This is a genomic window from Caulobacter sp. BE254 (assembly GCF_031457295.1).
GTDB lineage: Bacteria > Pseudomonadota > Alphaproteobacteria > Caulobacterales > Caulobacteraceae > Caulobacter.
Genome location: NZ_JAVDWJ010000001.1, coordinates 626626 through 649997 on the forward strand (window position 1 = coordinate 626626; position 23372 = coordinate 649997).

Annotated in this window: 15 protein-coding genes; 4 read left to right on the forward strand and 11 right to left on the reverse strand. The window is 65.5% G+C overall.

Annotation, left to right across the window (positions count from 1 at the left end):
- Positions 1-573 precede the first annotated feature (573 nt).
- Both J2X41_RS02770 and J2X41_RS02775 read left to right on the forward strand, forming a co-directional pair.
- Positions 574-783 (forward strand): hypothetical protein, encoded by a 210-nt coding sequence (locus J2X41_RS02770; protein WP_310079448.1) that lies wholly within the window; start codon positions 574-576, stop codon positions 781-783.
- A 213-nt stretch (positions 784-996) separates the two neighbouring features.
- On the forward strand, positions 997-2274 hold the full coding sequence (locus J2X41_RS02775) for a radical SAM protein (protein WP_310079450.1): 1278 nt from the start codon (positions 997-999) through the stop codon (positions 2272-2274).
- An 838-nt stretch (positions 2275-3112) separates the two neighbouring features.
- Here the strand turns inward: J2X41_RS02775 and J2X41_RS02780 are convergent.
- Complete coding sequence (locus tag J2X41_RS02780; protein ID WP_310079452.1) at positions 3113-4102, reverse strand: P1 family peptidase; 990 nt, start codon at positions 4100-4102, stop codon at positions 3113-3115.
- A 134-nt stretch (positions 4103-4236) separates the two neighbouring features.
- On the opposite strand from J2X41_RS02780, the gene J2X41_RS02785 reads away from it, so the two are divergent.
- Positions 4237-5628, forward strand: coding sequence for an amidase (locus J2X41_RS02785; RefSeq protein ID WP_310079454.1), 1392 nt, complete (start codon positions 4237-4239; stop codon positions 5626-5628).
- Between the two features lie 13 nt (positions 5629-5641).
- Here the strand turns inward: J2X41_RS02785 and J2X41_RS02790 are convergent, their stop codons facing one another.
- From J2X41_RS02790 to J2X41_RS02835, 10 genes are all read right to left on the reverse strand, one after another.
- Positions 5642-6895 (reverse strand): MFS transporter, encoded by a 1254-nt coding sequence (locus J2X41_RS02790; protein ID WP_310079456.1) that lies wholly within the window; start codon positions 6893-6895, stop codon positions 5642-5644.
- Positions 6896-7170: 275 nt separating this feature from the next.
- A complete protein-coding gene (locus tag J2X41_RS02795; RefSeq protein ID WP_310079458.1) occupies positions 7171-8253 on the reverse strand; it encodes a non-reducing end alpha-L-arabinofuranosidase family hydrolase in 1083 nt (360 codons plus the stop codon).
- Between the two features lie 50 nt (positions 8254-8303).
- Positions 8304-9497, reverse strand: coding sequence for an acyltransferase (locus tag J2X41_RS02800; RefSeq protein ID WP_310079460.1), 1194 nt, complete (start codon positions 9495-9497; stop codon positions 8304-8306).
- A gap of 112 nt (positions 9498-9609) precedes the next feature.
- Positions 9610-11490, reverse strand: coding sequence for a glycoside hydrolase family 97 protein (locus J2X41_RS02805; RefSeq protein WP_310079462.1), 1881 nt, complete (start codon positions 11488-11490; stop codon positions 9610-9612).
- 45 nt (positions 11491-11535) lie between these two features.
- Complete coding sequence (locus J2X41_RS02810) at positions 11536-13107, reverse strand: alpha-L-fucosidase (RefSeq protein ID WP_310079464.1); 1572 nt, start codon at positions 13105-13107, stop codon at positions 11536-11538.
- Between the two features lie 113 nt (positions 13108-13220).
- Entirely contained in the window at positions 13221-14807 is a 1587-nt protein-coding gene (locus J2X41_RS02815) for a GH39 family glycosyl hydrolase (RefSeq protein ID WP_310079466.1), read from the reverse strand.
- 131 nt (positions 14808-14938) lie between these two features.
- The gene (locus tag J2X41_RS02820) at positions 14939-15961 is read right to left on the reverse strand and encodes an alpha/beta hydrolase-fold protein (protein ID WP_310079468.1); all 1023 of its coding nucleotides are present in this window, start codon (positions 15959-15961) and stop codon (positions 14939-14941) included.
- Between the two features lie 116 nt (positions 15962-16077).
- Positions 16078-17754, reverse strand: coding sequence for a DUF5597 domain-containing protein (locus J2X41_RS02825; protein WP_310079470.1), 1677 nt, complete (start codon positions 17752-17754; stop codon positions 16078-16080).
- 89 nt (positions 17755-17843) lie between these two features.
- Positions 17844-20750 carry a beta-galactosidase GalA gene (gene galA / locus J2X41_RS02830; RefSeq protein ID WP_310079471.1) on the reverse strand — a complete coding sequence of 969 codons (2907 nt, stop codon included), beginning with the start codon at positions 20748-20750 and terminating at the stop codon, positions 17844-17846.
- A gap of 29 nt (positions 20751-20779) precedes the next feature.
- Positions 20780-21598, reverse strand: coding sequence for an FCD domain-containing protein (locus J2X41_RS02835; protein WP_310079473.1), 819 nt, complete (start codon positions 21596-21598; stop codon positions 20780-20782).
- A 1021-nt stretch (positions 21599-22619) separates the two neighbouring features.
- Between J2X41_RS02835 and J2X41_RS02840 the strand changes: the two genes are divergently transcribed.
- Positions 22620-23372, forward strand: a complete 753-nt coding sequence (locus J2X41_RS02840; protein ID WP_310079475.1) for a helix-turn-helix domain-containing protein — start codon at positions 22620-22622, stop codon at positions 23370-23372.

A 23372-nucleotide genomic window follows, 5' to 3' on the forward strand; every position in this document is an offset into this window, starting at 1 on the left:
GAGCCTCAAACGGAAGCAATCCAGGCACAGTGCTTCCGTATCTCCCGCCACGTTCCAAAAAGAGATTTGTGCAGCCGGACCCTTGTATCCAAAGAAGTATAGGCCGCGGGGTTTTTGGGTGACTTATATATACCTTAATTATTCGACCAAGTTTATCCTTAGTGTTGTACTCGGAGAATGATGTTCCCGGAATAGTCTTCCCGGTCGGTTCGCTGTGAGCTCCAACGCCCCAAACTGTGACCGCAATAGCGGTCAACGCACTTATGGCCCACCGACGCATTCCATTTCCTCACGCTACCTGCAAAGCATCCACCGATCCTTGTTCGGGCGTCTCATTCCTGTCAACCCAGGATGGATTCATAGGCAGTTTTTGCTGAGATCCTGTGCGATTGAGCCCAAGAAACGAACTTATCGGTGATTTTTATTAATAAAAATCAACATCTTAATTGAGAAAGCCTCATCGTCCTTGAAGCTGGCTCATGTAATTTATAGTTGCGTGTAGACCTTCCATCGGCAATCTTGGATTGCCTTGCGCGTGGTGCGTAGGCGGTTTCATCCACAGAGGAAGTTAGAATGATTACCAAAGGTGAACTGCTGGATCGCGTTCTCAGCTCTTCCGAAGACAGTGATGTCTGGAATATCTCGGACGCTGATCTGGATCGGATCTCAGGCGCGGGCGGTCCGCCCCGCCAGGGAGCGTTCATCGAAATCGGCGGCCCTGGTACGTTTCTGGAGACGCCGACGTTCCATGACACCGACCCCTTCATCGAATGGATCGGCTAAGACTACCATTCAATCAATAGCCGCTCGGCAGCATTCTGCATCATACGATTGCTTGCAATAGCCAGCATAAGGCATACGAAGTTCATGCGACTGCGGGGGCGCGCGTGTCTGTAACGTGTGCCCCCCCCTTTCCTCGTGAATAGATCGCCTTCTACGCTCCGGACGCATGACAAATCGAGAAATGATTTAATACCTTATAAGGATACTAGCGACATGGCTGATGGTTTTGGTAGCGAACATTCTGAATTATCGCTTCACAATCAACAAACTGGCGTTTTTTGCTCACACGATGCAAGTGTAGAGATAGTTTTAAAAATTCAAGAGACCTGTAATATAAACTGCAGATACTGTTATATGTATAATCTTGGAAATTCTCTCCACGAAATTGTTCCCAAGGCGGCATCTATAGAAGTTTGCTTGAGCGTTGCGAAATTTATTGAAACCGAATTTATGCGGCGATCTCCTAAATATGTTCGCATAGTTCTCCATGGTGGAGAACCAATGCTGATGCCACCTCATAGGTTTGAGGAAAGAATTGTGGCTATATGGAGTTATCTGAAGGGTAAAATTAAAGATGAAGATCTAAAGCGTGTTGTATTTGCACTTCAAACCAACGCGACATTGGTGTCGGATAAATGGATCGATGTTCTGTCTAGGTGGAACATAACTGTCGGTGTTAGTATAGACGGCCCCGAAGAAATTCACGATCAGAATCGTGTTGACTTTAGTGAGCGAGGTACACATTCCCGCGTGGTGGCGGGGTTGCGTACACTTCAGGCAGCAGGAGATGCGGGCAGAATCAAGCGACCTGGCGTTCTTTGCGTAATCGACCCTAATGCAGATGGCGAAGCCGTTTACAAACACATTGTACGCGATCTTGGTGTACAAAGCGTCGATTTTTTGCTCCCATTTTTAACTTGGGATCGATTTGATGAGAAAACCGTCGATGGAGTCACCAGGTTTTTGCTAAGCGCGTTTCAAGAGTGGCGACGCGATGGATTTGGCGCAGATATTCGGATCTTTCAATCCGCTATGTCACGACTGCGGCGAGCCAATGGAGATGCAAGCGAGGGGCCTATCCACGTCTCTCATGTCGTTCTTCTCGTAGAAAGCGATGGTTCTATTTCCCCCGAAGAATCCCTTAGGGAGACTGTTGATACACGAGCAACGGCCCGGACTATTCACACTGATCGCATGGTGGACATTCTAGCCGATTGGCAATTCGGCGGCGTGATTAGGTCGTCATTGACGCGGTCTAAGGAGTGCGACGATTGCGCGATTTTGGAGGCGTGCAACAGCGGCGGCAGCCTTGGGCGCGTCGGTCAAAGATTCCAGACGGGCCAGATGTTTAACCGAAAGTCTGTCTATTGCTCGACGTTCGTTGACCTATTTATTGCAGCCGCTCGCGTGATCACCCGCCAAGGTCAAGACATTTCGGCTCTCCAGTCGCTCTTTGAAACCGACGAACTCACAGGGTTCGCCGCCTCTTAGTGTCACTGTCTGAGACGACGAACTGCTATAGCCATCGAGAAAATTTGCTTGGTCAGCTAGTGCCTGGACCTTGGGAACCCCAGGCCTCGGAAGTTTGCAGGCCGCGTCGGTCTGTGCCCTGTAATTGGCCGTGTAGGCTCGCCTCCTGATTCAGTTGACGGTGAGACGCCTTGGCGCGCTGGCGCGCCACGCCGCTCCTGCGGCGGACAAAGGGGTTCCCGCCACAAGGGCGGGAATGAGGACTGTTGGGGGGATCGGGCGGCGTCTATCCCCGCGACCGCCGAAAAGAAGTCCAGCAATCTCAATGTCCTGAAAGTAAAGCAGCGTCACAATCGCCGCCGCGTTCAAACCGCCCACATACTGAACAGGTCTCCATCGCGGGGGAGGGCTCTTGGTACCGGCCCAAGCAGGCGATGGGGATGGAACCGAGCGGGGCCGCCTGGCCTTGGCGATCGGATCGCGTTTGGCGGCGGGGCTCAGAAGGCTCCAAGGCTGGTCGGGGACGATGGCGGGACAGGCGGGTTGACGGGGCTGGGAGTTCAAACCGGCCTGTTCCAGGATCAGTCGGAGTCGCCGACGGCCCCTTCCGGGCGACTTTGATCCTGCCCGCCTGAGGGGAAACGTCGATCGGGATGAAACAAGCCCTCAATCGCCGTCCCTTGAGAAGAACGGTTTCGCGGAGCGGTCAGGTCTAGCCGAAACGCAAACTCATACACCCACGGTCATCCGGGCTCGGCCCGGACCGCTCCGCGCCTCCCCATCCTCCTCGCCCGCGAAGGCTGAGGTCGAGAAGCCGTGGCTGGAGACAGGCGCATGCGCCTGTCCGCGCTGATCCGCCTTAGCCCTTGGCCAGATAGACTCCGCGGGCGATCGCCCGGGCCAGGCAGTCGGCGAGCGCCGAGCCGATGCGGGCGATGCGGCGCAGGCGCTCGTCCTGGCCCAGGTCGATCTCGCCCGAGGCCAGGGCGAACACCACGTCGCCGTCGAACGGCGTGTGGGCCGGCCGGACGGCGCGCGACAGGCCGTCCTGGGCCATCATCGCCACGCGCTTGCACTCTCCGGCCGTCAGGGCGGCGTTGACCGCCACCACCGCCAGGGTCGTGTTGGCGCCGGGCGCCAGGCGCCCCTGCCCCGCCAGCCGCGAGTCGTCAGGCATCGGTTCGATCGCGCCCGCCGGACCGCTCGGCGTGCGACCGCCGAACTCGCCTTCGATCTCGAACGGCCAGGCCCAGAACGTCCGCCCATCCGGCATGAACACCGAGCCGACCGGATTGACCGCCGCCAGGGCCCCGACCATCAGGCCTTCGCCCAGGTCCAGCGAGGCCGAGCCCAGCCCGCCCTGGACCAGTCCGGCCCGCGCCCCCCGTCCGGCGCCGTGGGCGCCGAGCTCGAACGCCGGGCCGGCGACGTCCACGGCCTGCGCGCCCAGCCGGCGGTAGGGCGGGTCCAGGCCCCAGGCCTTGTCGCCGCCGTTGGCCAGGTCGTAGAGCACCGCGCCCGGCACGATCGGCACGCTGGGCGCGCCGGGGCGGACCAGGAACCCCTCCCCCTTGGCCGACAGCGCCGCGACCACGCCGTCGGCCGCCCCCAGGCCGAACACCGAACCGCCGGACAGGGTCACGGCGTGGGCCTGGGCGTAGCCGTTCTCGGCCGCCAGGGTCTCGGTCTCCCGCACCCCCGGTCCTCCGCCGCGCACGTCGACGCCCGCCGTCCAGCCACCCGGGCACAGCACCACGGTCACGCCGCTGCGCACCGCCTCGTCGGTGGCGTTTCCCACGCTCAGCCCCGGGACGTCGGTGATCAGGTTTCGGGGTCCGGGACGATACAAGGCAGCCACCCTTCGAAGATTCGACGCGTCCCGACTTTTAGCCGACACGGCCGGCCGGCGGGCGGAAAACGACTTCGCGGCGGCGCGAGCGACTGTAGGCTGGCAAGGTTCGAGTCCCGCTTTCCGGAGTTCCCATGACCGACCTGCCGGACCTGTCCGCCGTCGAACTGCTGGCGCTCTATCGCGACCGGCGCGTCTCGCCCGTCGAGGTGATGACGGCGGTCCTGGCCCGGGTCGAGGCCCTGGAGCCCCGCCTCGCCGCCACCTGGGCGCTGGACCCCGACGCGGCCCTGGCCGACGCGCGGGCCTCCGAGGCCCGCTGGGCCAAGGGCGCGCCGATGGGCCCGCTGGACGGCGTGCCGGCGACGGTCAAGGAGCTGATCGCCACGAAAGGCGTGGCCAAGCCCCTGGGCAGCGCCGCCACCGACCTGACGCCCGAGCCCGCCGACGCGCCGCCGGCGGCGCGACTGCGCGAGGCCGGGGCGGTGATCTTCTGCAAGACCACCTCGCCCGACTTCGGAATGCTGTCCTCGGGCCTGTCGAGCTTCCACAGGCTGTCACGCAATCCCTGGGATCTGTCCAAGACCCCCGGCGGCTCCAGCGCCGGAGCGGGCGGCGCCGCGGCCGCCGGCTACGGCCCCCTGCACCTTGGCACCGACATCGGCGGTTCGATCCGCCTGCCCGCCGGCTGGTGCGGCGTCTATGGACTCAAGCCCAGCAACGGCCGCGTGCCCATCGACCCGCCTTATATCGGCCGGGTGGCGGGTCCGATGACCCGCACAGTCGCCGACTCCGCCCTGATGATGAGCGTGCTCAGCGCCCCCGACTGGCGCGACCACATGAGCCTGCCGCCGGCCGACCTCGCCTGGACGGACCTCGACATCGACCTGAAAGGCCTGCGCATCGGCCTGATGCTGGACGCCGGCGCCGGGGCGCGGGCCGAGCCGCAGGTCGTCGAGGCGGTGACCGCCGCCGCCCGCCTGCTGCAGGCCCAGGGCGCGATCGTCGAGCCCTTCGCCCCGTTCCTGACCCGCGAGATGCTCGACGGCCTGGACCTCTTCTGGCGCACCCGGTCGTGGAGCGACATCAGCGCCCTGCCGCCGGACCGGACGGCGCGCATCCTGCCCTATATCGACGCCTGGGCCCGGGCCGCCAGGGACGCCGACGGTCTGTCGGTCTATCGCGGCTTCCATCAGATCCACCGGATGCGCGAGGCCGGGGCTCAGGCGTTCCAGCCCTTCGACTTCGTGCTGTCGCCCACCGCGCCGATGCCGGCCTTCGCCGCCGAGCTGCCCTCGCCCACCAACGATCCGGGCCGGCCGTTCGAGCACATCGGCTTCACCGTGCCGTTCAACATGACCGAGCAGCCCGCGGCCTCGATCAATTGCGGCTATACGGCCGACGGCCTGCCGATCGGGTTGCAGATCGTCGGCCGGCGGTTCGACGACCTGGGCGTGCTGCGGCTGTCGCAGGCCTACGAACGCCTGAGGCCCGCTCAACGCCCGTGGCCGATCGTCGAACCTTGAGGCTCCGGAAAGTTCAGGGACAGGCCTCGCAGGCGACCGGCGTCGGCTCCGGGCGGCCGCCGCGGCGCAAGGCGGCGACCACAGCGATTCCCGTCGCCGCGGCCAATCCGGCATAGGCCGAGGCGCTGACCGCGCCGAGATGGTCGACCAGCACGCCGCCGGACACCGCGCCCAGGGCGATCGCCACCTGGAAAGTCGAGGTGAGCAGCCCGCCGGCCAGCTCGGCTTGATCGGAAGCCTCCGAGGTCACCCAGGCCTGGAAGCCCACCGGCAGCATGGCGAAGGCGAAACCCCAGACCGCCAGGGCGACGGCGACCACGGCCGCGAAGGCGCCCAGGGTCACCACGGCCAGGGCCGAGGCGGCGAGCAGGCCGGCGCCGGCCAGGACCGCCAGGCGCGGATCGCGCTCGGCCAGGAAAGCGCCGGCGAAATTGCCGAAGAAGCCGGCGACGCCGAACACCAGCAAGACCAGGGAAATCGTCTCGAAGCCCAGGTGCGTGACCTGCTCGAGCACCGGACGCACATAGGTGAAGCCGGCGAAGTGGCCCGAGATCACCAGCAGCACCGCGATCAGGGCGGCCGCGACTCCCGGGCGACGCGCCACCTGCCACAGACCGCGCAGTTTCGGGGGCGTGGTCGGGGCCAGCCTCGGCAGGGTCACGACCTGGGCCAGCAGGGCCAGGGCCCCGACCGCGCCGGCGATCACGAAGGCCGCGCGCCATCCCAGGGTGGCGCTGACATAGGCGCCGACCGGCGCGGCCGAGACCGTCGCCACCGAGACGCCGGTAAAGACGATCGACATTGCCCGCGGCAGGGCCTTGGCCGGCACGAGCCGCATGGCCAGGGCCGCGGCCATCGACCAGAAGCCGCCCAGGCTGGCGCCCAGCAGCACCCGCGCGACCAGCAGCATCGGCAGGTTGACGGCGAAGACGGTCAGCAGGTTCGAGACGCAGAGCAGCGCCATCAGCCCCCACATCACCAGCCGCCGGTCGAAGCGTCCGGTCAGCACCGGCGTCAGCGGCGCGGCGATCGCGCCGACCACCGCCGTGGCGGTGACCGCCTGGCCGGCCGCGCCGACGCTGACCCCAAGGTCAGCCGCCAGCGGCGTCAGCACGCTGGCCGGCAGGAACTCGGACGTGACCAGGGCGAAGACCCCGAGCGCCAGGGCGCCGATCGCCGTCCAGACGGCCGGCGCTTCGGGTTCCTCGTGCGGCGTCGCGCCGTCCTGTGCGGACTTCCAGGTGGACTGGGGGGCTGAACCATCCATGGCGATCTCCGGTAAGCGGCCCTGCCGGGCGAGACTGGAGGCAGAGATGGGGTGGCCGACCGGCGCGCGAGGGTTGAGCCGGCGCAAATTTCCCAACGGCGGACCCAGCATTTCTGGGTGGCCAGCCCTTTGCGCGACGACTCAGCAGCGCCGCTCAAGCGTCACTTCAGCCAGGCCAATTTGCGACGCCTCGCCGGCCGTGGTCGACCAGCCCAAGCGCGGCCGGCGGCGCGCCAAGGTGATCGACCACTGAAGCTCGCTTTAGCGGGCGAGCCTTACTTGACGGATCGCGGGCACATCCTGCTGACCGGATTGGGCGCCGTCGCCGTCAGGAGAGCGAGACGATAGGGCAGCCGGATATAGTCCATACCGGGCGCGTAGGACGCCAGGCCCTGGTAAAGGAACCGCAAGGGCTTGCAGGGATCGAGGGTCAGCGTCTGGTCATGTCCGTCGCGCACCAGTTCGCCATGGGAAACGCCTTCCGACCAGGCGGGCCCGTCAAAGGCGACGTTGTCCGAGCCGGCGAACGAATTCGAAGCGCTGACGGCGAGCGGCCGCCACTCCCCGTCGAGCCTGTCGCTGGTCCACGAGCGGAAGTAGCGGCCGTGCGGGCCGATGGCCTCGACGGCTGTGAGGTAGGTGTTCGTACCCGCGATCTTGTAGTGCATGCTGGCTTCGAAGATGTCGTCGCGAGCGCCGGTCAGGACGAGCTTGGTGTCCGCGAAGCCCTCGGGAAAGCGGCCGATGGGCGTCTGCGACCGGAACAGGTGGCCGTTGTCGTCCGTGTTGAAGAGATGGCAGTTGACGTCGTCGCAGATGACCCAGAAATCGAGCCACGACGCCTCGCCCGCCGCGTTTTTGACGGCCGCCGGCGTTTCCGCGAAGAAGGGTTTCGGCGCGCTCCAGGACATCGGGTCTTCGATGTTCGTCGTCGTCGAATAGAGGGGCGGCCCGCCCTGATAGACCAGGTACCAGAGCTTTTGCGGCGCGAAGTAGAAGACCTGCGGGGCCGCGCGATAGCCAGGGCCGACGCCCGACTGTTTCAGGCTGACCACTGTGGCCTTCGGCGCCTCGGACCAGTCCTTGAAGCGGGCGTACGCCATGTTCCACCCGTCTGGGGCGGCGGTGGTCATGAAGACGTGATAGGCGCCGTTGAAATAGACGACCGAAGAGTCCTTGAGGCCGGAATAGGCCTGAGCGCCCGCGTTCGAGGGGGTGACCAAGGGCGCGGACGAGCGCCATTCGAACAGCCCCTTCGTACCCGCGCCGTCCTGAGCCTGCGCCGCCCCGGCGGTGGAGACGGCGCCGAGAAAGGCGGCCGCGACGTACGCCCAGAGCCGGTGTTTGGTGATGGCCACGATGTCAGTCCTGTTTGAAATTGAAAGTGAAGCTGGATGTGAGGGGGAGATCAGTTCGGCGTCCGCAAGCGAGGCCCGGCCAAGAGCTTGCCGCCCAGCCAGCGCCGCACCGGTTCGTCGTAGAATTTGAGGCAGGCATAGGCGATCGTGACCGCCGCCACGAACACGCCCGCCCCGACCAGCGCGCCCTGCCCCGCCGGAACCTTCCTGTCCACGACCCAGCCGGTGTAGATGTAGATCAGCGGGTAATGGGTGATGTAGAGCGGATAGGACAGGTCGCCGAAGAAGCGGGCGATCCGCACCGACGGGCCGTCCGCGTCCTTCTCGCCGGCGCCGATGACGACGATCAGCGGAAACAGCACGATCACGCAAAACGCTTCATAGAGGCCGTTGACCCACAGCCGCTCCGTCCCGCCGAACCGCGGCAGCGCCAGGGCCACGACCAGCAGCAGGCTGCAGACGGCGAAGGCGCCGCCGACCTTGATCCGCTTGCCCAAGCGCATCAGCAGCACGCCCGCGAAGAACGGGAACAGCACCCGCGTGAGGCCGATGCGGACGCCGCCGGCGTCGAGCGCCCAGCCGCCGATGACGTCGCCCCGGGGACCGAACACCAGCAGGTGGACAAGCGCCAGCGCCGCTAGTCCCGCCAGCACGCCCAGCGCCCGGTTCGACAACTTCCGCAGCCCCGCCGCGTAGAGGATGTTGGCGACGTACTCGTAGAACAGCGACCAGGCTGGCCCATTGAGCGGATAGATCTCGCCCCATCCGCGGATTTCCGCCGACGGCGTCAGCGGGATCATCACGAAGCCCAACAGCATGACCGCCGCCACCTGCCAGGCCGAAACGGCCTCCAGCTTGGGGAAGATCGAGAAATGCTGGAAGGCGAGCAGGGTCGCGCCGATCAGGGAGCCCATGACGATCATCGGCTGAAGGCGGACCAGGCGGCGCTTGTAGAAGCCCCATTGGCCCATGCCCGCCGCCCAGCGGTCGTCGTAGGCGTAGGCGATCACGAAGCCCGACAGCAGGAAGAAGAAGTCGACCGCCAGATAGCCGTGGTTGACGATCTGCTTCTGGGGGTTGCCGCCCGCATAGGCTTCGAACAGATGGAAGACGACCACCATCAGGGACGCGACCCCTCGCAGTCCGTCCAGGACGACGTAGTGGCTTTTCGCGGGCGTGGCCGCGTCGGTCGACGTGGCCGCGTCCGATGAAGGTTTGGCGAGCAAGGAGGTCTGCTGAGTCATGGCCTTCCCAAGGCGGCGCGCCGGTGGCGCTGAATGCTGTTGTTGATCTGACCGCCGATTTCGGGGGCGCGCCCCCTTTGATCTGAGCCGGACAAAGGGGTGCGATGCAGCCCTAGTGAACGGGCTTGATGGCGATCGCGGCGCCGCCCCCCGCGCTCAGGGGAATATCGAGGACGTCACGGCTGGAAATCGACTTGACGACATGCTCGACGTCATTGGGCCCCGCGCCGTCCCGCCAGATCTCGGCCTTGAACGTCCCTGCCCCCAGGAAGGCCAGCGGTATGGCGACGGCGCGAGCCTGTTCGTTGGTCATGGCCCCGACGTACCAGGTCTCGCCCTTGCGCCGCGCGACCACGACATGGCTTTCCGGCGTTCCGTCGATGAACCGCGTCTCGTCCCAAGCGGTCGGAACCGCCTTGAGAAAGTCGAAGCCCGGCGCGTTCGCATAGGCCGCGGGATCGTCGGAGACCATCTGCAGCGGACTGTCGAACACCACGTACTGCGCCAGGGCCTGGCCCCGCGTCGTGCGGGTCATCGGCATGACTTCCCGGGCGACATAGGTCTGCGGCGTGCTGTTGCGGAAACCGCCCGGCGTATAGTCCATGGGCCCCAGCAGCATGCGGGTATAGGCCAGCTTGACATTGTGTCCGGGCGTGACCGGTCCCCACGGGAACTTGTTGTATTCCAGGCCCAGCACGCCTTCCTGGGTGATGTAGTTGGGATAGGTGCGCGCCAGGCCGGCCGGCGGGAAGGCGCCGTGCATGTCCAGCAGCAGGTGGCGCTTGGCGGTCTCCTGAGCCAGGCGGACGTAGAACTGGACCATCTCCTGGTCGTCCCGCTCCATGAAGTCGACCTTCACGCCCTTGATCCCCCAGCGCTGATAGGTGTCGAGGACCTCCGCCATCCTGGGTTCGACATGCTTCCAGTGCGCCCACAGAATGAGGCCCACGCCCTTTGAGCCCGCATATTTCACGAGGGCCGGCATATCGATCGCCGGATTGCTCTGGGTGATGTCCGTCTTCGGGTCCGCGTCGCAGCACGGCGTGGCGTTGAGGGGCCATCCCGCGTCGATCAGAAAATAGGGAAAGCCGGACTCGGCCGCGAAATCGATGAAGCGATGGAACCGCTCCACGGTCGGCTTCTCGCCCGCCGTCGGTCCCGACCACCAGTCCCAGGCCGCCTTTCCGGGCTTCACCCACGAAAAATCGCCGCTCGCCTGCGTCGCCAGGTTTCCGATCAGGGGCGACTCGATCAGGTCGCCGGCGCGGTCCCCCATCATGATCACCCGCCAGGCGCTGGTCAGGCCGGCGGCGGAGTCGATGGCGACATCCTTGCGGTTGGGGAGCGGCGTCACCCTGACCTTTAGCCCGCCCTCGACCGGGACCAGGCTCGAGCTCGCATAGGCGTCGATTCCCGACTGCGCGATCGCATAATGGGTGCGGCCGGAGGCGGACGAACAGACCACAGGAACGTCGTAGCGCTTGGCCCGGTCCAGTTCGGAGATCTTCTTCAGGGCCCAGGTGTTCTCATGGGAACCCCCATATTCGCTGACTTCGCAGGCAGGGTCGTTCGGAAAGCGATACGCCGTCTTTTCTGCCTTGAGCACGACGGGCGCGTCTTTCGGCAAGAGGTAGCGGAACGCAACCCCATCGCTACTGGCGCGCGCTTCCACAGACAGCGTGCGGTGGGCGCCGGTCTTTTCGCGGAAGGTGACGACGGCGCCGTTGTACCAGTCGCGCGCCGCCTTGGACTTCGTCGCCGTCAGCGGAATGTCGCGCCGCTGACTTTGCTTTTTAACGTCGACGACCTCCAGATCCGAGAAGTCAGCGGCGTTCGAAAGCTCCAGGCCCATCGGCGAGGCCGACACGATCGGCTCGCCCTTGCGGTAGACCGAGTAGCTCGCCCCATCGGCGGCGATTCTGATCTCGGCCGCGTTGTCCGGCGAGGCCACGATGACTTGCGACGCGGCGAGCGCCATCACGATATTGAACACTGGGGGACTCCCTTGGAGCGCGAATTCGATACGGAGGGCCGCGCCTTAGGCGAAGCTGATCTTGAAGACGCTGGCGTGGCGCGTCGGCAGGCGGGCCGGGACGTCGATCGACAGCGCGCCGGCGCCCTGGCGGAACTTGAGCGGTCCGCGAAGGCCCAGCATCTCGACCCGCGCGACGCGTCGGTGTTCATGCGGATTGCCGACGGCGAGCGCGGCGATCTCGGTCACGCCCGAGGGCTCTCCGAGCGCGATCGCATAAAGGGCGCCGCCCTTGGTCGTGAAGCGGATGTCCCGGGCGGTATAGGCCGCGCTTTCCTGGAACGCCCCGGCCGCGGCTTCGGTCGGTCCTTCGCCGTACAGCTTCCACGGCCGGGTTCCGTGGATGGCCTCTGCGTTCACCGCCATCCATGGCGCCAGCTCGTCCAGCAGAAGCTGCGACTCCGGCGGCAGGCTGCCGTCCGGATACAGCACGACGTTCAGCAGCAGGTTGCCGTTCTTGCTGACGATGTCAGCCAGCATGGCCACGACTTCCGACGTGGTCTTGTACTTGAAGCCGTCGCTGTAGAACCAGTCGCCGTTGGAGGTGTCGGTCTGCCACGGCAGCGGGTTGATGCCCTTCAGCACCCCGCGCTCGACATCCTGGACCGCCCATTCCTTGTGGAATTCGCCCGAGCCCAGGTCCTTGCAATTGTACACGGCCTCGAGCTTGCCGCTGCGGGCGATGCTGCTGTTGTACATGTGCGCGACCAGGCTGCGCCCGACCTCGCCGAACGGCAGCCCGCCGTCCGAGTACAGCAGGTCCGGCTCGTAAGTGTCGAGCAGGTCGCGGATGCGGTCGAACCAGATCTGATGGAACCTCGGATCACGCGAGTACCAGGTGTCGGCGGAGCCGCGGTAAGGCTCGTTGTGCGGCGAGTGGTAGAGGTCGGCGTATCTCGGGTCCGCGCCGTCATAGGCCACGCCGTTTTCGGGCCAGGTCTGGTTGTAGAGATGGCTGGGGTGATACCAGTTGTGACTGGCCCCCAGGTGCTCCGACACGCCGAAGCGCAGCTTGCGCTTGCGGGCGGCCGCCTTCCAGGCGCCGACGATGTCGCGCTTGGGCCCCATGGCCGCGGCGTTCCAGCGGTGGTGCTTGGAGTTCCACAGGTCGAAATTGTCGTGGTGCACCCCCATGCTGACGAAGTACTTGGCGCCGGCGGCGGCGTACTTGTCCATCAGGCTCTCGGGATCGAACTTGTCCGCCGTCCACAGGGGAATGATGTCCTTGTAGCCGACCTTGGAAGGCTGGCCGTAGGTCTTCAGGTGGTGGTCGTAATGCGGGTGGCCGGGAACGTACATGTAGCGGGCGTACCAGTCGCCCTGGCGCGGCACGGCCTGCGGTCCCCAGTGGGCCCAGATCCCGAACTTGGCGTCGCGGAACCAGTCGGGCGCCTGGTAGGTCTTCAGGGACTCGGGCTCCTGGCGAAACGGACCCTTGGCGATCGGCAGCCGATAGTCCGGCGTCGGCAGCTTGGCGCAGGCGTCCGCGGACGGCTCCTGCCTCGCCTGCGCGGCCCCCGCCAGGCCCAGCGCCGCAAGGGCCGGGACACCCAGGAACTGCCGCTTGCTCACCTTCATGATGTATATTCTCCAAATTTCTTGGTCTTAAGCAAGCGACGGTAAACAGTTCTCCGAGCGCGATTGCTCGTGATATTCTTGAGTACTTGTTTTTGGGAAAATGTTCGAAAATCTTATGAAACCGGCGTCAAGGTGACCAGGCCGATGTCATTGCTGCGCATCGGCACCATAACCACGGCCGTACCCTTGTCGCTCACCGTAAGCGTTTGAGCCGTTTCAGGAGTGTCGCGCGTAAGATCTTGCAGCGTCTGAAGCTGCTTCGGCGTCAGGTCCTTAGGGGCGCCCATCTCAAGGTAGTGGCTGTAGGCGTCGTTGATCTTGTAGCCGGTACGCTGGATCTTCAGCTCGTACCGACCAGGCTTGAGTCCGGTCAGATTCAGCCTCACAGGGGCAGACTTGGCGTTCGGGACCAACTTGCTGAAGAAGACGCCGTTGCTGCGCCCCCCCTGGTCGGGGTGCTGATAGTCCCAGACGACCGCCGCCAGGGCGCGGCCGTCCCAGGACGCCCACACCTGATGATCCGTAGACGGAATTTCCGCACCTTGCAGGGCGCGCAGGTACTTGTAGGCGAACCACGACGCCTTGCGAACGCCGTCGCGGGTCATCAGGCCGAACCCGCCGTGAAAAGCGCTCGGGGGCGCACCGGGCTCTTCGAACAGATCGGAATAGACCCAATAGCTCATGCCCTGGACGAGGCCCTGAGTGGCCCTCAACTTGCTAAGGATGTAGGGCGCGGCGATGTAGGAGTCGTGGCTGAGGTCATGAGGATTGTAGCTGGTGCTCCACTCGGTGAAGAACAGCGGCAAGCCGGGCCGGTGCGAGGCTTCGATCTCTTTGCGAACCTTGCGGACGTCGCCGACAATGGCGTCGGGGTTCTTGGAGAGTTGGAGGTCCATTTTGCCCTCCTCGTCGAGATAGCCGTAGTCGACGCCATAGGTATGGGTGGTGGCGAAATCGACTGGCGTGTTCGTGGTCTTCGCCCAGGCCAACAGTTCGCTCACCCAGGCGGCGCCGGCCGTTGAAGGCCCGCCGACCCGAAGCTGCGGATCGATGGCCTTGATTGCGCGGGCGGTGACGCCATACAGGGCGAAATAGGCCTCTTGGTCACCATACTGCCAGAAGCCATCGAGATTGGGCTCGTTCCACACCTCGAAATACCAGGTACGGACCTCAGCTAGGCCGTAGCGGGCGACCAGGTGACGGACGAAGGTGTCGATCAGTTGCTTCCACAGGTCCAGGCGTGGATGCGAGGTGTTGCCCTTCCAGTAGAAGACCGTCTGGTCCGACGACTTCATGGCGCCAGGCGTGAAACCGAGTTCGACGAACGGCCTGATGCCCATCTTCAGGAAGCTGTCGTAGAGGTAGTCAATCTTCGTCCAGTCATAGACCAGCTTGTTGTCGACCATCTTCACGACGCCCATGTCATCGTGGAAGATGTCGTGGAACCGGATGTAGCGGAAGCCGAGTTCCTTGGTGGCGATCTTCAATTGCGCCAGATTGGCGTCACGGATCGTTGTGCCGGGATAGTCCGCTCCGACCGACAGATCGAAGAATCTATCGATGGGTTTGGAGGCTTGCCGAACATCGAGGGTGACGCGCCGCTGGTTGATCGACTGCGCCAGCACGCCGCTGGCCGGAGCCGCCGCTGCAAGGGTCAGGAACGAAGCTAGAGCATTACGCCGCGAAATTTGATTTCTCATGTCTTTAATACCCGCTTTGCGTTGGTGTTCTTTGAAATTATCGATCGACCTGAACGAGACCAAACAAGGCAGGAAGCCGCCGCTTGGTCTAAGAAAGTCAACCGAAAGAGCCCGTGCGGAGCCTTCATGCTCTATTCGCCGCTCGAACGAAGTACACGTCCGAAGAACGGCAGAACGTTATTCTGGAAACGACTGGCGACGGCGCTGCCGTGGTCGCCGCTGTAGATCTCGAAGGTGTTCGCCACGCCGGAGGCGACCAGGCGGTCGTGCAATTCGGCCGCGTCGACCTTCAGCCCGTCACGATCGCCCACGTCGATGGCGATCGCCTGGTATCGCCGCAGATTGAAGATGTACTGGTCAAGCATGCTCAGGGGCGCGTTGGCGGCCCATCGCGCCAGCACCGACCGGTCGACGACGCCGTTCGACGTCGGCAGGTCGACATAGAACGGCGGCTTCTTGGGGTTCGGCGACCAGGCGGCGGCGACGGCGAAGGTGGCGCGCGGCAGGAAGCCGAGCCTGGTCGCCTCCTCCCGGGTCTTGACGGCTTCGACGGCGGCGGCGTCCCCCGGGGGCGGCGCCTCTCGGGCCGACAGGCAACACGGGCTCATGATGTACAGCGCACCGAAGGTCTCGGGGTGCTTCATGCCGAGGCGCGCGACGCCGTAGCCGCCCATCGAGTGGCCGGCCAGGCCGCGGCTCAGCCGGTCGGGCAGCGTGCGGTAGTGCGCGTCGACATAGGCGACTAGGTCGCGGGTGATGAAACCCTCCCAGTCGCCGATCGTCACCGAGCTCGAATACATGGAGCCGTTGTGCAGGGTCTGGGTGTCGGGCAGGACGACGATCATGCCGGGCGCGCCCGCGGCGAAGGCGCCCTCGGCGGTCTGCGGGGTCTGGAGCAAGCCCGCGAACCCGTCGACGGTCAGGCCGTAGCCATGCAGCGCATAGACCACCGGATAGCGGCGCGCCTTGTCGGCGGCGTAGCCGGGCGGGAGATAGACCACGACGTCCCGGTCGGGCGACTCGCCTTCGAGATTGCCCTCCAGGGCCGCGCCATGGACCTTGATGCGCTCGACGGTCACGGCCTTGGCGCTCGCCGCCACCGGCGCGGCGGCGGCCCGCAGGTCCGCGCCCGACGCCGCCAACAAAATGGCCATCGCCATGGAAGCCCAAACTGCCTTCATCTGCCTCCCCGCCTCCTTCATCGGTGGAAGCGAAATTCGCTCCACCGCCTGTGCTTTCTCACGCCCCTGTTCCGGGGCTTGGCCGGCGGTCAGTTCGGATTGCCGACCGGTATGATCGCCGCGCCCTGGGCCGCCCCGAACTTGATCCGCAGGACCTGCTGGCGATCGACCAGGTTGAGGCCATTGTCGGTCTGGTCGCCGTTCCAGACCCGCCGGAAGATCCACTTCCCGTTCTCGAAGCGGCCCTCCTCGACCCGGAGCATCTGGCCGCTTTCGGGCTTAGAAGCCTCGAACTTCACGCGGGTGTTGAAGCCCGTCAGCAGATAGTCCCCCGGCCCAAGCTCGGCGACCGCCGCCCCGCCCACGGGCTGGGGATTGCCCGTCGGCTTGTCCGCCCCGAACTGCCATTGGCCGAAGGTGGCGACGGCGCGGTAGGGACCGAGTTCCATGACCTGGGTGTGGTTGGCCTTGGGGTCGGTCGGCTCGGAAACGCCCCAGGTCTTGCCCGCGAACGCCAGGGCCGCCCACTCGCGCGCCATGGGCTCGAACAGGGTGTAGTTGCGGGCGAACAGTTCCTGCTTGGCCGCGTCGAAGTCCTTGGCCCCGAGCGGGTAGTTGTAATAGCCGGTGTCGTCCATGCCGAACGGCGAGAACCCGATCGCCCCCTTGCCGATGGTCGCGAAGAAATAGCGGGCGAACTCGGTGTCGTTGCCGGTTTCGGGCACGAAGAGCGCGTTGTCGGGCCTGGAGTAGTAGTCCAGATAGGCCAGGTACGCCGCGTGATCGCGGACATAGATGTCCGGCGCGACCACGTCGATCGACGGCGCGGCGGCCTTGTAGACGTCGATCACGTGGTGGACCGGACCGCCGCTGGCGTAGGTCGGGGCCGGCTGCCGGCCGAAGGCCGAGGCCAGGGCCGCGTTCATGTACATGGGCAGCGGCTTGACCGCCTTGCCGGCCTTGGCGATCTCCTCGACATAGGCGGCGAACGACCAGGCGTTGAAATATTCGTCGGCGTCGGTCCCGAACACGGCCTTCCAGCTTCCCGGCGACTTGCCCAGGCGCTTGAGCAGGGTGGCGGGAACCGGCCCGTCAAACAGCTTCTGGGCCGCGGGCGAGAAGTCCCGGACGCTGCCGTAGGAGCCGACCTCGTTTTCCGGCTGGATCATGATGATCGTGTTCTGGGGGTCGATCCGCCGGATGTGCTCCATCAGCTTGACGAAGGCGCGCTTGTCGGCCTCCAGCGTGGTCCGGCTGTGCGGCGACAGCACATAGTGGGGCTGGCCGCTGGCGGTGATCATCCGCGGGAAGCGCTTGCCGTCGAGCTTGACCCATTCCGGCGTGTAGCTGGGACCCGTGTTCTTCCAGGTGCCGAACCACAACAGCACCAGCCGCACCTTGTTGGCGCGGGCCTGCTCCACCAGCGTGTCCACGAACGAAAAGTCGAACTGCCCCTCGACGGGCTCGATCTGCTCCCAGGCGACCGGGACCTCGACGGTGTTGGCGTGGATGCGCTTGATCGTCGGCCAGACCTCCGGAAGCATGTCCGGATAGTTGCTGCTGTTGTTGACCTGGGCGCCCAGCATCAGGAACGGGGCGCCGTCGACGAACAGGGCGTGGCGACCATCGCGGGTCACGATGCGCGGAACCGGGTTGGTCGTCGGCGTCTCGGCGGCGGTCGCCACCCCGCCGCCGAGGGCCAGGACCAGCGCCGCCAGGCCGGCCATGAGGCGCGGCGAGCGGCCGCCATAGATCGAAGTCCACATGCTCGGAAATAACTCCACGGGTCGCTCGAACGGCGAACTCGACATTGGGGGTGAGGGCCTGACCGGGCGCCCCGGCCGTCCAGCCGGGTTCAATCGAGCTCCTCGACGATCACCGGGGCGCTCATGCCGAAAGGCTCGCCCGGCGCGACGGTCATCAGCACCGCCACGGTCCGTTCGCCCTCCTTGGCCGGCAGCAGCGTGGTCAGGGCGCCAGGCGCGGCGTCCGTCTTGACCGCGACCTTGACGCCGTCGACATAGACCTCGGCGGGGCCGGTCAGGCGACCGAACATCAGCTTTCCGCCGGCCCGCCGCACCGTCCCGCGCGGCGTGAAGGTCAGGCGATAGAGCACGAAGCCCCCCGCGGGATCGGCGCCCTGCAGCGGGCCGGGCTTGGCCCAGGTCCAGGAGTTCATGTCGTTGTCGGCCGGCTTGGCCGACGGGTCGGGGCGAACCCGCGCCACCGGCGACAGGCGCCAGTCGGAAAGGACGGCGACCGGCGGCGTCCGCGGCTCCAGCGCCCGTGTCCCCGGCTTGATGGACAGTTCCGTTCGCGCAGCCCGCAAGCCCGGCGCCGAAGCCGTCAGGCGCAGGACGCCGCTGGAGCCGCGGTCGCTCTGCACGATCACCTGGGCCAGGCCGTTGAACAGGCTGCGGGCGTTGCCCTTCTCCGGCTCGTGGCAGTTGGGGTCGCCATTGCCCAGGCCGATGATCCGCCCGTTGGCGATCTCGAAGGTCACCGGCAGGTTGGCCGTGGGGACCACCCTGCCCGCCTTGTCCAGGGCCTCGACGGTGATCGGCGCGGCGTCGGCGCCGTCTCCGGTCAGGACGGTTCGGTCCGGCGTCAGACGCAGGGCGACGGGCGGACCGGCGGTCTCAACGACTGCCTTCGACACCGGCTTGCCGCCGACATAGCCGATCGCCTCCAGGCGTCCGGGCGCATAGGGCACGGTCCAGGACGGCATGACGAAGGGATCCACCGCCTGGCGCGAGACCAGCTTGCCGTTGAGGCGCAGCTCGACCATCTCGGCGTTGGTCAGCGCCATCACCTTGATCGGCTGGCCCTCCTTGCCCGGCCAGGTCCAGTGCGGGGCCAGGTCCAGCAAGGGGCGGTCCTTGATCCACTGGGCCCGGTGCAGGAAGAACGCCATCTTCGGGAAGCCGCACAGGTCCATGGCCCCGAAGAACGAACTGGCCGAGGGCCATTCGAACGGAGTCGGCTCGCCGCGATAGTCGATGCCCGACCACAGGAAGGCGCCCGCCACGAACGGGCGCTTGGCGATCGCCTCCCAGCCCTTGCGGTGGGTCGTCCCCCAGGACGACGGTTCCTCGTCGTTCTCGGCCAGGATGTTGCGCCCGCGGTCGGTGAACCATTCGCCCCGGGTCATGAACGCGGAGGTGTCCTCCGAACTCATCATCGGCAGGTTCGGATGCTCGGCGTGGAACCGGTCGTAGTTGTCGGACTGATAGTTGAATCCGACCACGTCGACGGCCTGCGAGACGTTGATCGGGGTGAACATGCCGTCGTTCATCGCGGCGGTGACCGGGCGGCTGTCGTCCAGCCGCTTGACGGCCGCCACCATCCGCCGAACCATCTGGTAGCCCGCCTCGGTGCCCTGCATGGGTTCTTCGTTGAACACCGACCACAGGAAGACGCTGGGGTGGTTGCGGTCGCGACGGATCAGCCACTCCAGCTGCCGCATGTAGTCGGGGCTGGGGTTGAAGTTGCGGTTCTCGTCGAGGATCAGGACGCCCAGGCGATCGGCCGCCTCCAGCATCTCCGGCGCCGGGGCGTTGTGGGCGCAGCGGACGGCGTTGGCGCCCATCGCCTTGACCCGGCGCAGGCGGAAATCCCACAGGCTGTCGGGCACGGCCACGCCGACCCCGGCATGGTCCTGGTGCAGGCAGACGCCCTGGATCTTCAGGGACCGGTCGTTGAGGAAGAACCCCTGGGCGGCGTCGAACCGCAGCGTGCGGAACCCGGTCGAGGTGATCGCCTCGTCGACCAGCTGGTCGGCGCGCCAGACGCGGGTGCGCACCGTGTAGAGCGCCGGATCGTCGACCGACCACAGGCGCGGGGCGGCGACGTCCAGGACGAGGCGAGCCTCGCCCTGGTCCAGCGACGGGACTTCGGCGGCGACGCGCCCCGCGCCCACCACCTTGCCCCAGGGATCGATCAGCTGGGCCTCGACCTCGACCGCCTCGGCCTTGGGGCCGATATTGCCCAGGGTGGCGACGACCGGCAGGGTCCAGCGCCCCTCCCCGTCCCGTCGCGGATCGGCATGGACGCCGTCGTCGGCGATGTGCACGGCCGCGCGCTTGGTCAGCCAGACGTGGCGATAGATGCCGCCGCCCTCGTACCACCACCCCTCCATCGGGTCGGCGTCGACCCGCACGGCGATGCTGTTGAGCTCGTCGCCGTAGCGGGCGAACGGGGTGAGATCGATCTGCAGGGCGTTGTAGCCGCTCCAGTTGTGGGCCACGACGCTGCCGTTGAACCAGACCGTCGCATTCGTGGCGATGGCCCCGAACTCGATGGAGATGTGCTTGCCGCGATCGGCGGGGTCCAGCCGCAGGGCGCGGCGATACCAGGCCTTGCCGCGCGGGCGATAGCCCTGGGAAAGGTTCTCGTCCTTGTCGAACGGCCCCTCCACCACCCAGTCGTGCGGCAGGTCGAGTTCGCGCCAGTCGCTGTCGTCGTATTCGAACGAGGCGGCGCCTTGGGCGTTCCCGGCCTTGGCGTTGGCGTAGGACCAGCCATGGCCCTTGACCTTCGGAAACGGCACGTCGCCCAGGTGGAAGCGCCAGCCCTGGTCCAGCGACGTCCGCTCGCCGGGCGCCTTGAGCTGCGGCCTCGGATAGGACCGACCCGACTCCGCGACCTCGCCCGCGCTCGCCCAGACCAGGCCTGGCGCGCCGCCCGCGGCGCCCAGCGCGATGGCCGAGGTCGCCCACAGGAACCGGCGGCGATCCACGGTCACGCTGGCCTTCTCATTCATCTCGCCCTCCCAACGTCTTCGGCCTGCGCTCAACCTATCACCTGGCGCATGGCGGCGGCGGCGGCGACCTCGTCACCGTCTCGGACGGCGTAAAAGACCCTGCGCATCGCCCTCGATCGGTCGGCCGTCGATCCGCGTTTCCAGCGGGCGTCCAGCAGCAGTTGAGCCTCGATCAGCCCGGACAGCGAGCGCATCACCGGTCGGTCGGACGCCGCGCAGATCGTCAGCCTGAAGACGCGCTGAATAATCCGGATCGCCGTGTCGGAGGGATCGGCCGCGAGATCGGCCAGGCATTGATCCAGGACCTGCAGATCATCAAGCGAACGCCGCTTGGCCGCCCGGCGCGCCGCCTCGCACTCCAATCCCAGGCACATCGCCCGCAAGTCTTCGCCAAACACCGGGTTGTCGCCGGCGCTGAGGCGCCATCTCAGGACGTCGCGATCGAAGTGGCTCCAGTGCTCGGCTCGCCGGACCGTCGCTCCGACGCGCGTCTTGACGCTCAGAAATCCCTTCGCAGTCAGGCCGCGAATGACCTCGCGCAGAAAAGAACGGGAGACCTGGAAACGGCCCAGCAGCGCCGCCTCGCTGGGAAAGCCGGTCACGTCGTAGGCGCCGTCCATGATCTCAAGCGCCAGGATACGCAACATCTGATCATGGGCCGAACGCGGGCGCTCCAGGCCCAGCCCTGGCCAGGATGACCGCCCCTCGTCCTCGGCGCGCCGACCGGGTCCAGCTGCGACCAAGATCGCCGCCTCGGACGGCAGCGCCTCCTCGGCCCCGGCGCCACGCCCCGATTCCTCCTCGCCGGCCTCTTGTCCGCGACGTCCCGCGTTTCCCTCGGCGCGCATCACGGAATCGCCCGTGTCGCCGCCAAGCCCGACCGTTCGAGCATCGCGCCCGCCGGCGCCGGCATGCCCTCGCCCTTCAAAAGTTTGGCAAGAGAGGACATCGCCTGAGCGGTAGCATCGCACGTCAAACGCTTTGCCTCCGAAGCATTTTTAACCCTCCCATTTGCCTACCGGGGTTCTGGCGCTCTCTGGGCGCCGCCCGAACCGCAGCGACGCGTCGCAGAATGGCAACGCTGTCATCGCCCTACCGACCTACCTCATCGCCGCAAATTAGCAAGCCTATTCCTCATACAAATATAGTGAAATCTTCAGAATGTGGCGCCATGTCGCTGACACCGGTGGCATTGCACGGAACAGGAGCTGGCCCATGCCCCAACCCGAAAGACGGATGAGGCGGGTATAACTAATTGTATTTGCGATATACCATCTCGGTAGGTCTGTCAGGTCAGCCCATGACCCAACGCCTATGCTGGCGCTCTCTAGGAAAATAATTAATCAGACAATTTAAATAAATCGCTGAAGCAGGCCCAGCGCTCTCCCGTGACGCGTATACAGATCAGCCGCCGCCCGCCCAGGCCATTTACCGAAGGGCCGCCAAAATTCGTCAGACACAGAAAAAAGGCAAATTCTACCCGAAAATTGGCTCGTTATTGTATATATGCAGATCTTTTTATGCGTGTTCTCGCGTTTGAGACTTGACCAACAATGCTGGTCCCCTTTCAGGCCGTGCCACCCGTTTCAGAGACTGATGCGCGACGGCCAAGCACGAGGTTGCAGAAAACCGACGACATCGATCGAGACGCCGTCGCCTCAAAAGGCGCCCCGACGGGAACGCCGAACCGAAAGACCGGAAGCGGTCAGCGTTCCATACAGCCGTCGCAAACCTCGCCCACCATGAACCGCCAACGCTGGCGTCATTCCAAGACGTGCGCCTGAACACACCCGGGTCCAGCAAGCGTCCGCTTGCCCGGGAGCGCGGCGAAAGCTAGAGGCTGGAGCCCGGGTTTTCGAAGGTCTCGCCATGTCGGATCGCAAGTACACCGCGCCCGCCCTGGAAAAAGGGCTGGATATCCTCGATCTGCTGGCGAGCCACGGTCAGGCCATGACGCTGTCCCAGATCTCGGTGGCGCTGGAAAAGTCCGTTGGCGAGATCTTCCGGATGATCCACGTTCTGGAGTTCAAGGGCTTCATCGAGACGGTCCCAGGCGCGGAAGGCTATGCGTTGACGAACCGTCTGTTTCGGCTCGGCATGGCGCGTGCTCCGGTCAAGACCCTGTTGGAGGCGGCGCTTCCGCAGATGCGCGAACTGGCCGCGCGGGTCGAGCAATCCTGCCACCTCGCCCAGGTTTCACGCGAACAGATCGTCGTCGTCGCCCGGATCGAAAACCCCGGCTACTACGGCTACTCGGTGCGCACAGGCCACCGGCGCGACATCGTGGAAGCCACTTCGGGCATGGTGCTCTACGCTTTTCAGCCGCCGCCGGTGCAGGCCAGATGGCGCGAGGTGATCTTCGACGGCGTCTCCGAGGCTGACCAGGCCACGTTCCTGGCCAACGCCGAGCAGGTGGCCCGGCAGGGCTATTGGCGCGCCGAGAGCGATCTCGTGCCCAACGTCACTGACGTCTCGTCGCCGATCATGGCCGACGGCGCCGCGGTCGCGGCCCTGACCATGCCCTACATCTATAAGCGTGGCATGCGGCTGGCCGACGAGATCATCGCGGAGGTGATGGCCACCGCGGCGGTGATTTCGAGCGAGATCCAAGGCATCACCTGA